This is a genomic window from Serratia marcescens (assembly GCF_029846115.1).
Lineage (GTDB): Bacteria > Pseudomonadota > Gammaproteobacteria > Enterobacterales > Enterobacteriaceae > Serratia > Serratia marcescens_L.
This window is the reverse complement of sequence record NZ_JARVZZ010000001.1, coordinates 4827762-4841385: the sequence shown is the minus strand read 5'-3', so window position 1 is coordinate 4841385 and position 13624 is coordinate 4827762. Positions and strand designations below refer to the sequence as shown.

General features: G+C 60.3%; 13 protein-coding genes. 10 read left to right on the top strand and 3 right to left on the bottom strand.

Features of this window, described 5'->3' with window-relative positions; all coding sequences use genetic code 11:
• Positions 1-202 precede the first annotated feature (202 nt).
• From grcA to QDT79_RS23105, 3 genes are all read left to right on the top strand, one after another.
• Positions 203-586 carry an autonomous glycyl radical cofactor GrcA gene (gene grcA / locus QDT79_RS23115; RefSeq protein WP_004929114.1) on the top strand — a complete coding sequence of 128 codons (384 nt, stop codon included), beginning with the start codon at positions 203-205 and terminating at the stop codon, positions 584-586.
• Between the two features lie 183 nt (positions 587-769).
• Positions 770-1732: a Tle-like phospholipase domain-containing protein gene (locus QDT79_RS23110; RefSeq protein WP_308317120.1), complete on the top strand. Its 963-nt coding sequence runs from the start codon at positions 770-772 to the stop codon at positions 1730-1732.
• Positions 1725-2480: an ankyrin repeat domain-containing protein gene (locus tag QDT79_RS23105; RefSeq protein ID WP_102984262.1), complete on the top strand. Its 756-nt coding sequence runs from the start codon at positions 1725-1727 to the stop codon at positions 2478-2480. Before QDT79_RS23110 ends, QDT79_RS23105 begins: the two co-directional genes overlap by 8 nt.
• 52 nt (positions 2481-2532) lie before the next feature.
• Here QDT79_RS23105 and srmB read toward each other — a convergent pair whose 3' ends face one another.
• Positions 2533-3855: an ATP-dependent RNA helicase SrmB gene (srmB, locus tag QDT79_RS23100; RefSeq protein ID WP_025303951.1), complete on the bottom strand. Its 1323-nt coding sequence runs from the start codon at positions 3853-3855 to the stop codon at positions 2533-2535.
• A 99-nt stretch (positions 3856-3954) separates the two neighbouring features.
• Between srmB and trmN the strand changes: the two genes are divergently transcribed.
• Positions 3955-4734 (top strand): tRNA(1)(Val) (adenine(37)-N(6))-methyltransferase TrmN, encoded by a 780-nt coding sequence (trmN, locus tag QDT79_RS23095; protein WP_308317119.1) that lies wholly within the window; start codon positions 3955-3957, stop codon positions 4732-4734.
• 38 nt (positions 4735-4772) lie between these two features.
• Here the strand turns inward: trmN and nadB are convergent, their stop codons facing one another.
• Positions 4773-6374, bottom strand: coding sequence for an L-aspartate oxidase (gene nadB / locus QDT79_RS23090; protein WP_172837486.1), 1602 nt, complete (start codon positions 6372-6374; stop codon positions 4773-4775).
• A gap of 214 nt (positions 6375-6588) precedes the next feature.
• On the opposite strand from nadB, the gene rpoE reads away from it, so the two are divergent.
• The 4 genes from rpoE to rseC are packed head-to-tail and all read left to right on the top strand — an operon-like array spanning position 6589 to position 9280.
• A complete protein-coding gene (gene rpoE / locus QDT79_RS23085) occupies positions 6589-7164 on the top strand; it encodes an RNA polymerase sigma factor RpoE (RefSeq protein ID WP_004929136.1) in 576 nt (191 codons plus the stop codon).
• A 30-nt stretch (positions 7165-7194) separates the two neighbouring features.
• Entirely contained in the window at positions 7195-7848 is a 654-nt protein-coding gene (gene rseA / locus QDT79_RS23080; protein ID WP_063990605.1) for an anti-sigma-E factor RseA, read from the top strand.
• A complete protein-coding gene (gene rseB, locus QDT79_RS23075; protein ID WP_025303948.1) occupies positions 7848-8804 on the top strand; it encodes a sigma-E factor regulatory protein RseB in 957 nt (318 codons plus the stop codon). Before rseA ends, rseB begins: the two co-directional genes overlap by 1 nt.
• Entirely contained in the window at positions 8804-9280 is a 477-nt protein-coding gene (gene rseC, locus QDT79_RS23070) for a SoxR-reducing system protein RseC (RefSeq protein WP_004929144.1), read from the top strand. The genes rseB and rseC overlap by 1 nt, the downstream gene beginning before the upstream one ends.
• Here the strand turns inward: rseC and QDT79_RS23065 are convergent.
• A complete protein-coding gene (locus QDT79_RS23065) occupies positions 9277-10113 on the bottom strand; it encodes a hypothetical protein (RefSeq protein WP_063990603.1) in 837 nt (278 codons plus the stop codon). The genes rseC and QDT79_RS23065 overlap by 4 nt on opposite strands.
• Positions 10114-10631: 518 nt before the next feature.
• Between QDT79_RS23065 and lepA the strand changes: the two genes are divergently transcribed.
• Both lepA and lepB read left to right on the top strand, forming a co-directional pair.
• A complete protein-coding gene (gene lepA / locus QDT79_RS23060; RefSeq protein WP_060423862.1) occupies positions 10632-12431 on the top strand; it encodes a translation elongation factor 4 in 1800 nt (599 codons plus the stop codon).
• A 32-nt stretch (positions 12432-12463) separates the two neighbouring features.
• Positions 12464-13441, top strand: coding sequence for a signal peptidase I (gene lepB / locus QDT79_RS23055; RefSeq protein ID WP_063990602.1), 978 nt, complete (start codon positions 12464-12466; stop codon positions 13439-13441).
• The last annotated feature ends 183 nt before the right edge of the window (positions 13442-13624 follow it).

The window sequence follows — 13624 nt, the reverse complement described above, 5'->3', positions numbered from 1 at the left end:
CAGTGGGAAAATTGATATAAAACATAAATTTGCCCCTTCACGCCCTGTGCCTACCCGGTAAAAATTGACTTTAATCAAGGAACTGGCCCGGTCAGGCTGGTATACAGAACAACAAGACAACAATGGTTTTACCAAATGGCCGAAACCAGAATTGGGTTTTCTCACGACGTGAATTTTTACGCCCTTGTACGGAGGCAACATAATGATTACCGGTATTCAAATTACCAAAGCGAATGACCAGGCGCTGGTGAATTCTTTCTGGCTGCTGGACGATGAAAAAGCGGAAGCTCGCTGCGTGTGCGCCAAGGCCAACTACGCGGAAGATCAGGTTGTCGCGGTGAGCGACCTGGGCCAGATCGAATACCGTGAAGTGCCGCTGGAAATGCAGCCGACCGTGCGCGTGGAAGGCGGTCAGCACCTGAACGTCAACGTGCTGCGTCGCGAAACCCTGGAAGACGCGGTCAAGCACCCGGAAAAATACCCGCAGCTGACCATCCGCGTGTCCGGCTATGCGGTGCGCTTCAACTCCCTGACGCCGGAACAGCAGCGCGACGTTATCGCCCGCACCTTTACCGAAAGCCTGTAATTTGCGGCGCAGTCAATCAGGGAGCTTCGGCTCCCTTTCTGGCGTTTGACGGCCGAAAACCGAACGTGGATCACATTCTGTACAAAGATAAGCATTTCTAATACAGAACTCATCCGACCTGCCGATAGCTAAATCAGCACCTATTCAGGTGCTCAATAAAAAGTCTATCGACAAGGAGTCGGCATGAGTATGCCTTTAAGTTTTACCTCTGCAGTATCCCCGGTGGCCGCGATCCCTACGCCTCGCGCCGCTGCCGAAACGGCGACGGCGGCGCAGCCCGCGGCCGCGCCGGCAAATCCGGCGCCGGCGGCCTCTCCCTCTCAGAACACGCTCAATGCGCAGGCTCTGTTGAATACGCTGGTCGGCGATATCTCAGCGGCAGCACCGACGGCGGCGGCAGCGCCGGGCGTGACGCGGGGGCAGCAATCGCAGGAGGGGGATTATGCGTTGGCGCTGTTGGCCAAGGACGTTTACTCACTCACTGGCCAGGGTGCCGCCGGGTTCAACCGCCTGAGCGACAGCGCGCTGCTCGGTTTCGGCATCGATCCCGCCAGCCTGCACGACGCGGGCAGCGGTTTTCAGGCCGGGATTTACAGCGACGACAAGCAGTATGTGTTGGCGTTCGCCGGCACCAACGACTGGCGCGATTGGCTGAGCAACGTGCGGCAGGCGACGGGCTATGACGATGTGCAGTACAATCAGGCGGTTGCCGCTGCCAAAAGCGCCAAGGCGGCCTTCGGCGATGCGCTGGTGATCGCCGGCCATTCGCTCGGCGGCGGCCTGGCGGCCACGGCGGCGCTGGCGACCGGCACGGTCGCGGTCACCTTCAACGCGGCCGGGGTGTCGGATTACACCCTGAATCGCCTGGGCATCGATCCGGCGGCGGCGAAGAAAGATGCCGAAGCCGGCGGTATTCGCCGCTACAGCGAACAATATGACATGCTGACCAGCACCCAGGAGTCGACCTCGCTGATCCCGGATGCCATCGGCCACAACATCACCCTGGCCAACAACGATACCCTGACCGGCATCGATGACTGGCGGCCGAGCAAGCATCTGGATCGCAGCCTGACGGCGCACGGCATCGACAAGGTGATAAGCTCGATGGCGGAACAAAAGCCGTGGGAGGCGAAGGCCAATGCCTGAAGGGCGTCGCTTGCGGCGGGCGCTGGCGATAGCCTTACTGGCGCTGGTCGCGGTGACCGGTTTACTGATGATGGCTAAGGAGCAACAGATGGGGCAGGAGATTTCGCCGTTTGACGGCCACAGCAATCTGGCGCTGGCTCAGGCGGTGGCGCGTGGCGATACGCAGGGTATCCATGCGCAGGCCACGCAGGATCGCTTGCGCGAACGGGGCGATCGGCAGGTCACGCTGTTGCAGTGGGCGGTGCTTTCGCAGCAGCCGGATAGCGTGCAGGCGTTGCTGGATCTCGGCGCCGACCCGGCGGCGGCGGGGCTGGACGGCAACAGCGCGCTGCACACCGCGGCGATGCTGCAAGACGCGCAGTACCTGCGGCTGTTGCTGGCCAAAGGGGCGCAGGTGAACGTGCGTAATGCCGTTACCGGCGCCACGCCGCTTGCGGCGGCGGTGCTGGCCGGGCGTGAAGAGCAACTGCGGATGTTGCTGGCGGCCGGGGCGGACACCACCTTGAGCGACCGGCTGGGGGATACCCCGCTGCATCTGGCGGCGAAGATTAACGCGCCGCACCTGGCGCTGCTGCTGTTGCAGGCCGGGGCCGATGCCCGGGCGCGCAACCAGCAGGGCGTCGCGTTCCAGTTTTATTTCTCGCAAACGCCGGCGCATTTGCAGAATGACGAACTGAAGGCGCAGTTCCGCGAACTGGATAAATGGCTGCAGGGGCACCGCCTGGCCACGCACTACGCGCAGCAGTAAACGCCCATAAAAAAACCGCCTGTATAGGCGGTTTTTTCTTAGGCAGCGGGGGTTATTCCGCGTCGCCGGCCGGTTTGGCCTTCGCCTGACGGCGTTTGCCGACGTTTTTGGCGTCGCGGTGGCGCACTTTCACCTTGGCCTTTTCTTTGTTCTTCGCTTTATCTTCCGCGCGTTTGGCCAGTACTTTCTTCGATGGCTTGCCGTTGCTCTTCTCGTTCGGCACCTTGGTTTTCGGCCGCAGTTCGTCGATCACGCGCGCTTTCAGCGGCTCGTTCAGGTAACGGCCCACTTTGCCCAGCAGCAGATGGTCGTGCGCTTCCACCAGCGAAATGGCGGTGCCTTTGCGCCCGGCGCGGCCGGTACGGCCAATGCGGTGCAGGTAAGTATCCGCCGTGCGCGGCATGTCGAAGTTGAACACGTGGGTGATATCGAGGATATCCAGACCGCGTGCGGCAACGTCGGTGGCGACCAGCACGTTAACCCGGCCATCCATCATGCGTTTGACCGCTTCGTTGCGTTTGGCCTGCACCATTTCGCCTTCGAGATAGCAGGTGTTGATGCCCGCTTCGCGCAGCCAGGTGGCCAGCTCGTGCACGCGCTCGCGTTTGCGCACGAAGATCACCGATTTCTGCACGTCCGGCTGTTGCAGCAGGTGGATCAGCAGCGCGGTTTTGTGCTGCACGTCATCGGCGCGGTAATACCACTGCAGGATTTTTTTGCGTTCGCGGCGCGACGGATCGGCTTCCACTTCCACCGGTTCTTTCAGGATGCGCTCGGCGAATTCGCGGATCGCTTCGCCTTCCAGCGTGGCGGAGAACAGCAGCGTCTGGTTGCGCCAGCGGGTTTCGGCGGAGATGGTTTCGATGTCCTGCGCGAAGCCCATATCGAGCATGCGGTCGGCTTCGTCGAGGATCAGGGTTTCCACCGCGCGGCAGTCGAAGTTCTCTTCTTTAATGTATTGCAGCAAACGGCCGGTGGTGGCGACCACCACGTCCTGGTTTTCGCTGAACACTTCCGCGTGGTTCATGTAAGCGACGCCGCCGGTGATGGTGGCGATATCCAGCGAGGTATGAGCAGCCAATTCACGCGCCTGATCGGCGACCTGCATCGCCAGTTCACGCGTTGGCGTCAGGATCAGTACGCGCGGCGGGCCGGATTTTTTGCGTGGAAAGTCCAGCAGGTGCTGCAACACGGGCAGCAGGAAGGCGGCGGTTTTGCCGGTGCCGGTCGGAGCCGAACCTAAGACGTCGCGCCCGTCCATCGCCGGCGGGATCGCAGCGGCCTGAATGGCGGTGGGGCGATCGTAGCCTTTGTCGCGCAGCGCGTCGATCAGGCGGTCATCGAGTTCGAGTTCGGAAAAAGTGGTTGCTGTCATGGTCTACCTCTACTTGGGGCGCCGATTATAGACGGGTTGGCCGCGATCTTCACCTATTTAAGCGGAAAGCCGCTCTTTTCCCGTCGATCAGATTGCCTTATGCTACGCCAGTTTTATAGTCAGGTGGTGAGTGTGAGCAAGCGATCGAAAGCCGATTTTACCCCGCGCCGCGGGGGTTTTACCTTTAAACAATTCTTTGTCGCCCACGATCGTTGTGCCATGAAAGTGGGCACCGACGGGGTGCTGCTCGGCGCCTGGGCGCCGCTGGGGCAGGCGCGCCGGGTGCTGGACATCGGCAGCGGCAGCGGGCTGATCGCGCTGATGCTGGCGCAGCGCAGCGGCGACGAAGTGACCATTGATGCGGTGGAGCTGGACGAAGCCGCCGCCGGCCAGGCGCGCGAAAATGCGGCGGAATCGCCGTGGCCGCAGCGGATCCGCGTGCATGCGCAGGATATTCACCATTATGCGCAGCGGCATGCCGCTGAGTATGATCTGATCGTCAGTAATCCGCCTTATTTCGAGCCGGCGGTGGCCTGCCGCGACCAGGCGCGCCACAACGCGCGTTATACCGAAACCCTGACGCACGATGCGCTGTTGGCCTGTGCGGCACAGCTGCTGGCGGCGCAGGGGACGTTCTGCGTGGTGCTGCCGCACGACATCGGCGCCGAATTCGAACGTCTGGCACAGCAAAGCGGCTGGCACACGGCGGTGAAAGTGAACGTCAGCGATCGGGCCGATACGCCGCTGCACCGGGTGCTGCTGGCGCTGACGCGGCGGGAAATGCCGCTGCAGGAGCAGGCGTTGGCGATCAAACAGGCTGATGGCAGCTACACCGACGATTTCCGCCGGTTGATCACCGACTTCTACCTGTTCTACTGAAAAGAAAAGGGCGCCGATTAGGCGCCCTGTCGCAGAGTTTAAGGCTGCAAAATGGTCGGCAGCGCTTCCGGCAGCAGATCCGGATAGTCCAGCGTGTAATGCAGGCCGCGGCTCTCTTTACGCGCCATGGCGCTGCGCACGATAAGCTCGGCCACCTGCACCAGATTGCGCAGCTCCAGCAGGTTGTTGGAGATGCGGAAGTGAGCGTAGTACTCGTCGATTTCCACCTGCAGCGTGTTGATGCGGCGCAGGGCGCGCTCCAGCCGCTTGGTGGTGCGCACGATGCCGACGTAATCCCACATGAACAGCCGCAGCTCGTGCCAGTTGTGCTGAATCACCACCCGTTCGTCCGCATCGTCCACCCGGCTTTCATCCCAGTGCGGCACCTGTTTGGCCTGCTGAATGAACGGCAGGCGCTGCAGAATGTCTTCCGCCGCTGCCCAACCGTACACCAGGCACTCCAGCAGCGAATTCGACGCCATGCGGTTGGCGCCGTGCAGGCCGGTATAGCTGACCTCGCCGATGGCGTACAGCCCGTCGAGATCGGTGCGGCCGTGCTGATCGACCATCACGCCGCCGCAGGTGTAGTGCGCCGCCGGGACGATGGGGATCGGCTGCCGGGTCAGATCGAAGCCCAGCGTCAGCAGCTTCTCGTGGATCATCGGGAAGTGCTGGGTAATGAACTCCGCCGGCTTGTGGCTGATGTCCAGGTACATGCAGTCGGCGCCCAGGCGCTTCATTTCATGGTCGATGGCGCGGGCGACGATATCGCGCGGAGCCAATTCGCCGCGCGGGTCAAAATCGGGCATAAAGCGGCTGCCGTCCGGGCGTTTCAGGTATGCCCCTTCACCGCGCAGCGCTTCGGTCAGCAGGAAGTTGCGCGCCTGCGGATGGAACAGGCAGGTCGGGTGGAACTGGTTGAACTCCAGGTTGGCGACCCGGCAGCCGGCGCGCCAGGCCATGGCGATGCCGTCGCCGGAGGAGATGTCCGGGTTGGTGGTGTATTGGTATACCTTGGCCGCGCCGCCGGTCGCCAGCACCACCGTTTTGGCGCGATAGGTTTCCACCCGCTCCAGCTCGCGGTTCCAGACGTAAGCGCCCACCACTCGGCGGGTGCCCGGCAGGCCGATTTTGTTCGAGGTAATAAGGTCAACCGCGTTGCGGCGCTCCATCACGCAAATATTGGGGTGAGCGCTTGCTTTCCCCACCAGCGTGGTCTCTACTTCCTTACCGGTAGCATCCGCGGCGTGCAGGATGCGGCGATGGCTGTGGCCACCTTCGCGCGTGAGGTGATAATGCTCCTCGCCCTGTGCGTTGACCTCGGTGTCGAACAGCACGCCCTGATCGATCAGCCACTGCACGCAGTGGCGCGCGTTGCCGGCGATGAATTCGACGGCCTCTTTGTCGCACAGGCCGGCGCCGGCAATCAAAGTGTCATCAACGTGTGAGGCAATGCTGTCCGTCTCATCGAACACCGCGGCGATCCCGCCCTGGGCGTAAAAGGTGGCGCCCTCGCTGAGCGGCCCCTTGCTGAGAACGGTAACCTTGCAATGCTGCGCCAGGCGCAGCGCCAGTGACAGGCCCGCAGCGCCGCTGCCGACGATCAGTACATCGCTAACATGTTCAGATGATGGTTGCATAACGTATGATGTGTGCAGAAGAAGAGTGAATTTCATGTTAGCCTAACTGTCCGGGCAAAAGCCACGGATAGGGCGACATCAACAGAAAAAACAATGGCGATATGGAACTTCGTGTTCTATATGAACTCCAAGCGAGTGCTTGCTCAGGAAAATAATGTATGGCTGGCAGTACAATTTTACGCGTGGAGACGGATTTGGGGAGAGTTTACCTCGGATGAGCGAGCAGTTAACGGATCAAGTTCTGGTCGAGCGGGTCCAAAAGGGCGATCAGAAATCGTTTAACCTACTGGTAGTGCGCTATCAGCATAAGGTGGCGAGTCTCGTTTCCCGCTATGTGCCGCAGGGCGATGTGCCCGATGTGGTGCAGGAGTCGTTTATCAAGGCCTATCGCGCACTGGAATCGTTCCGTGGCGACAGCGCTTTTTATACCTGGTTGTATCGAATCGCCGTGAACACGGCAAAGAATTATCTGGTTGCTCAGGGGCGCCGTCCGCCATCCAGTGATGTGGACGCCAACGATGCGGAAAATTACGAAAGTGCGGGCGCACTGAAAGAAATTTCGAACCCTGAGAACTTAATGTTGTCAGAAGAGTTGAGACAGATAGTTTTCCGTACCATTGAGTCTCTCCCTGAGGATCTTCGCATGGCGATTACCCTGCGGGAGTTGGATGGTCTAAGCTACGAAGAGATAGCCGCCATCATGGATTGCCCGGTCGGAACCGTACGTTCGCGTATTTTCCGCGCCCGGGAAGCTATCGATAATAAAGTTCAACCGCTGATCCAGCGTTAGCAATGGCGGGCACAGGAAGGGTACTTAGGCATGCAGAAAGAAAAGCTTTCCGCTCTGATGGATGGTGAATCGTTCGACAGCGAGCTGTTGAGTTCTCTGTCGCAAGATCGAACGCTTCAACAAAGCTGGCAGAGCTATCACCTGATACGTGACACACTGCGAGGTGATGTCGGGCAAGTGATGCATCTCGACATCGCCGATCGCGTAGCCGCTGCACTTGAGAAAGAACCCGCCCGGCTGGTGCCTTCCGCCGTTCAGGAATCTCAGCCGCAGCCTCACACCTGGCAGAAAATGCCGTTCTGGGACAAAGTGCGTCCTTGGGCGAGCCAGATTACGCAAATCGGTATGGCTGCCTGCGTGTCTCTGGCGGTGATCGTCGGCGTACAGCACTATAACCAGCCTGCTACGCCATCGAACGCGTCCGAATCGCCGGCCTTCACCACGCTGCCGATCATGGGCCAGGCCTCGCCGGTCAGCCTGGGCGTGCCTGCCGACAGTTTCTCTACCGGCAGCGGCCAACAGCAGCAGGTGCAGGAACAGCGCAAGCGTATCAACGCCATGCTGCAGGACTATGAACTGCAACGTCGCCTGCATTCGGATCAGCTGCAGCTTGAGCAAGGCAACCCACAACAGGCTGCCATTCAGGTTCCCGGAACTCAGTCTTTAGGAACGCAACAGCAGTAATGAAGCAAATCTGGTTCTCCGTTTGTTTATTGACGGGCAGCCTGCTCTATTCCAGCATCGCCCCGGCGCAGCCAACTGCGTCCGGGGCGTTATTGCAACAGATGAGCAGCGCCAGCCGTTCTCTCAATTACGAGCTCGCCTACATCAGCATCAGCAAGCAGGGAATCGAGTCGTTGCGCTATCGCCATGCGGTGATCGGCAACGTGCCGCTCGGCCAGCTGTTGCATATGGACGGCCCGCGCCGCGAAGTGTTGCAGCGCGGCGGCGGGATCAGCTACTTCGAACCTGGCCTGGAGCCGTTCACGCTCACCGGCGATCACATCGTCGATGCGCTGCCGGCGATCGTCTATGCCGATTTCACCCGCCTGGCCAAGTACTACGACTTTATCTCCGTGGGCAGCACCCGCATCGCCGATCGGCCGTGTGAAGTGCTGCGCGTGGTGGCGCGCGACGGTTCCCGCTACAGCTACATCGTCTGGATGGACGAGGACACCAAGCTGCCGCTGCGGGTGGATCTGCTCGATCGCGACGGCGAAACGCTGGAGCAATATCGGGTGATCTCCTTCGCGGTCGGCGCCGACGTGCAGGGCGCGATGCAGGGGCTGCTCAAAGCCAACCTGCCGCCGCTGCTGTCGCTGCCGGCGGTAGAAAACGTCCAGCTCAGCTGGAGCACCGGCTGGTTGCCGGCCGGGGTGGACGAGGTGGCGCGCAATCGCCGCAAATTGCCGAACGTCGCCGTGCCGGTTGAATCCCGGCTCTACAGTGACGGCCTGTTCAGCTTCTCGGTCAACGTCAGCCCGGCGGGCAGCGGAGCCGGGCAGCAGTATTATCGTCAGGGGCGCCGCACCATTCAGACCGAAGTGCGAGCGGGCAACGAAATCACTATCGTGGGCGAATTGCCGCCGGCTACGGCCAAGCGCATCGCCGACAGCATTTCTTTCAAGGTATCGCCGTAATGATGAAAGAGTGGGCCACGGTGGTTTCGTGGCAACAGGGCGTAGCGCTGCTGCGCTGTGAACCCAAGGCCGGCTGCGGCAGCTGCACTGCGCGCTCCGGTTGCGGCGCGCGTGCGCTGAACGAGCTGGTGCCGGAAACCGAGCATCAGCTGCAGGTGCATATCGATCAGCCGCTCGAACCGGGGCAGCGCGTTGAAGTCGGCATTGCGGAAGGCAGCCTGCTGCGCTCCGCCATGTTGGTTTACCTGACGCCACTGCTGGGCATGATGCTGGGCGGCACGTTGCTGCAATATTGTTTCGGCAGCGACGCCTCGGCGGCAGTCGGTGCCGTACTGGGCGGCGGGGCGGCCTTTATGCTGGCGCGCCGGTTGGCCCGGCGCCTGGGCGAGCAGGCCGATTACCAGCCGGTGGTGCTGCAGATTGGGTTGCCGCCTACCGCGATGCGCATGCAGGCGGAAAACTCCCCGCTGATTTAAACCGACGGCCGCGTCATCGCCGGGTTGTGATAGGCGGGGATGCGGTTGTGGATCATATGCTCCAGCAGCGCGATGAACAGATCGGCGCTGAGCAGCGAATCGTAGTTAATCGCGAACAGTACATTTCCCTGGCCGTCGAGCAAACGGATGCCGCGTTGCGGATGGTTTTCCAACGCGCGGATCTGCTCGATCGGCACGTTTCCCCGTTCCGTGGTCAGCAAGGTGGCGCTCAGCCGCAGCGTTTCGGTCGGTGTGCCTTGCCGCTTGCCCAGCAGCAGCTGCCATAGCCAGCGCGCGTCGCCCTCAACGGTGTGAAACGGCACAACCTCCCCCTGATAGAGCGCATTCAACGCCAGCGGCCCGCGCTGCTGCAGCTGTTGGTCGACGATCACGTCCGCCAGCCGCCACGAATGGGCGATATTGCTGAAAACCGTGTACCAGGGCTGATCCGCGCCGGCGCGGAACGCCGTGACGTCAAACAGCCCGCCAAAAGCCTTGCCGCCGCGAAAGCGATAGATGTCGCCGATCTTCTCAAACGGGATGAAACGCTCTTTGTGATGGTGGCCGTCAAAGACTCGCACGCCGTGCTCGTACAGGCGATAGGTCAGCGTCGGACGCAGATAATGCCGTAGCGCCAGCAGCGTACAGCCGAGTAAAACCGTGCCCGCGCCGGCCTGCAACAGCGTGATGACCTCGCTCTCATCAATGCTGCTCAGCAGCGGCAGAACCAACAGCGCCGCCCCCACGCTAAACAGCAGCGCCGCCGCCGCCAGAATGCCCCAGTTGACCTTTGAAAAATCGTGCCGGCTCAGCATTTGCCCTTTATCGATCATATGCACCTTCCAATCAACGTACGCAGATATGCTGCCGAACCCCGGTGGGCTGCCGATGTAGTGCCCTGAATAATGTTTTGTCGCGGAGTTCATGCCATTTCTATCCGAGGGGCGGTGGTGGCGTATATGGGGTTTTTCCTAAAGGGAGTGAGGCAAAATTGAATTCTAAGAGATTGATCCAAATATTCTTTTTCTATAATTTCAGAAGGGGTTTATTGCGCGGCGGTCGGTTATGTATTAGCGCCGGAGTTTCATGGCCACGGAGCGCCTGCAAGCCTTGGGTTCAGGCCGTATCTCCCGTGTTAACATCTGTTTTCACCCGCCGGGGTGCCCTGTAACATTTAGCGGCGCATAATAGAATGCCTTCACTGCACCGATCGCTAGGTTTTCAGTGGTGTGGCATGTAGAATGCAGCGATTCAGGTGCAAGACGGCCTCACCCATTCACTGTCGCTTTAGGTCCATGCGGGTTTCTATAGGCGAGTAATTCAGAAATACCAAGGCAGAAAAACTTTTATAATGAAGCATATACGAAATTTCTCCATTATTGCCCATATTGACCACGGTAAGTCGACGCTGTCTGACCGCATTATCCAAATCTGCGGTGGCTTGTCCGACCGTGAAATGGCCGCGCAGGTGCTCGATTCCATGGATCTGGAGCGCGAGCGCGGCATCACCATCAAAGCGCAGAGCGTGACGCTGGATTATAAGGCGCTGGATGGGCAGACCTATCAACTCAACTTTATCGACACCCCCGGCCACGTTGACTTCTCCTATGAAGTTTCCCGCTCGCTGGCGGCCTGCGAAGGCGCGCTGCTGGTGGTGGATGCCGGTCAGGGCGTAGAAGCCCAGACGCTGGCCAACTGCTACACCGCGATCGAAATGGATCTGGAAGTGGTGCCGGTACTGAACAAGATTGACCTGCCGGCCGCCGATCCGGATCGCGCCGCACAGGAAATCGAAGACATCGTCGGCATCGACGCTACCGATGCGGTGCGCTGCTCGGCCAAAACCGGCGTCGGCGTGCCCGAGGTGCTGGAGCGCCTGGTGCGCGACATCCCACCGCCGCAGGGCGATCCGGATGCGCCGCTGCAGGCGCTGATCATCGACTCCTGGTTCGATAACTACCTGGGCGTCGTCTCTCTGGTGCGCGTCAAGAACGGCACGCTGCGCAAGGGCGACAAGATCAAGGTCATGAGCACCGGCCAGGTGTACAACGCCGATCGTTTGGGCATCTTCACGCCGAAGCAGGTCGATCGCGACGTGCTGAACTGCGGCGAAGTGGGCTGGTTGGTCTGTGCGATCAAAGACATCCTCGGCGCGCCGGTGGGCGATACCCTGACCCAGGCGCGTCAGCCGGCGGATAAAGCGCTGCCGGGCTTCAAGAAAGTGAAGCCGCAGGTGTACGCCGGTCTGTTCCCGATCAGCTCCGACGACTATGAATCCTTCCGCGATGCGCTGGGCAAACTGAGCCTCAACGACGCCTCCCTGTTCTACGAGCCGGAAAGCTCCACCGCGTTGGGCTTTGGCTTCCGCTGCGGCTTCCTCGGCCTGCTGCACATGGAGATCATTCAGGAGCGTCTGGAGCGTGAATACGATCTGGATCTGATCACCACTGCGCCGACGGTAGTCTACGAAGTGGAAACCACCGGCAAAGAAGTGATCTACGTCGACAGCCCGTCCAAGCTACCGCCGTTGAACAACATCCAGGAACTGCGCGAGCCGATCGCCGAATGTCACATGCTGATGCCGCAGGAATACCTGGGTAACGTCATCACCCTGTGCGTTGAGAAGCGCGGCGTGCAGACCAACATGGTTTACCACGGCAACCAGGTGGCGTTGACCTATGAAATCCCGATGGCGGAAGTGGTGCTCGACTTCTTCGACCGTCTGAAGTCCACGTCGCGCGGTTATGCGTCGCTGGACTACAACTTCAAGCGCTTCCAGGCCTCCGACATGGTGCGCGTGGACGTACTGATCAACAACGAGCGCGTGGATGCGCTGGCGCTGATCACCCACCGCGACAACTCGCAGTACCGAGGCCGTGAATTGGTGGAGAAGATGAAAGAGCTGATCCCGCGTCAGCAGTTCGACATCGCGATTCAGGCGGCGATCGGCACGCACATCATCGCGCGTTCCACCGTGAAGCAGTTGCGTAAAAACGTGCTGGCGAAATGCTACGGCGGTGACGTCAGCCGTAAGAAAAAGCTGCTGCAGAAACAGAAAGACGGTAAGAAACGCATGAAGCAGGTCGGCAACGTCGAGCTGCCGCAGGAAGCGTTCCTGGCCATTCTGCACGTCGGTAAAGACGGCAAGTAACCGCGACGAGTTCGCGAAACGAGGGAGTTTGCATGGCGAATATGTTTGCCCTGATCCTGGCGTTGGCCACCCTGGTCACCGGGATCATCTGGTGCTTCGAGCGCTTTAAATGGGCGCCGGCCCGCCGCGCGAAGATCGCGGCGGTCAACGAGCAGACCGCGGGCGCCGTAGACGATAAAACGCTGGCGAAAGTGGCGAAGCAGCCTGGTTGGGTAGAGACTGGCGCATCGGTGTTCCCGGTGCTGTTGCTGGTCTTTGTGGTGCGTTCGTTTATTTATGAACCGTTCCAGATCCCGTCCGGCTCAATGATGCCGACGCTGTTGATTGGCGATTTCATTCTGGTGGAGAAATATGCCTACGGCATTAAAGATCCGATTACCCAGACCACGCTCATTGAAACCGGTCATCCGAAGCGCGGCGATATCGCGGTATTTAAATATCCGCTGGATCCGAAACTGGATTATATCAAGCGCGTGATTGGCCTGCCGGGCGACCGTATTACTTACGATCCGGTGAATAAGCGCGTTACGGTGCAGCCGTCCTGCAACAGCGGTCAGTCCTGCGATACCGCGCTGGCCGTGACTTACGCCGACGCGCAGCCGAGCGACTTCGTGCAGTTGTTCAGCCGCAGCGGCATGGGCGAGGCCAGCAACGGCTTCTACCAAATCCCGCTGAGCGATAACGTGCCGCCCGGCGGCATTCGCATGCGTGAGCGCCAGGAAAGCCTCGGCAACGTCACGCATCGCATCCTGACCGTGCCGGACGCGCAGGATCGGGTGGGCGCTTATTACCAACAGCCGGGCAAACCGCTGGCGGAGTGGGTGGTGCCGGCTGGGCATTACTTCATGATGGGCGACAACCGCGACAACAGCGCGGACAGCCGTTACTGGGGCTTTGTGCCGGAGAAGAATCTGGTGGGTAAAGCCACGGCCATCTGGATGAGCTTTGAAAAGCAGGAAGGTGAGTGGCCTACCGGCGTGCGTTTCAGCCGGATCGGCGGTATTCATTAATCGCTGACTGATTCCCTGTTAATTTCACGCCGCAGCCTACTGCGGCGTGAAAGATTAAGGGGATATAAACACAGCATTATGTTTCCACTCGTTGTAGAATACTTTCTCGAGCGATAAAAAGTTGGCCCCTGCTGGGAGCCACTGCAAACGAAACAGCTTTGGATCGGCTTTCGGCGAAGCAGG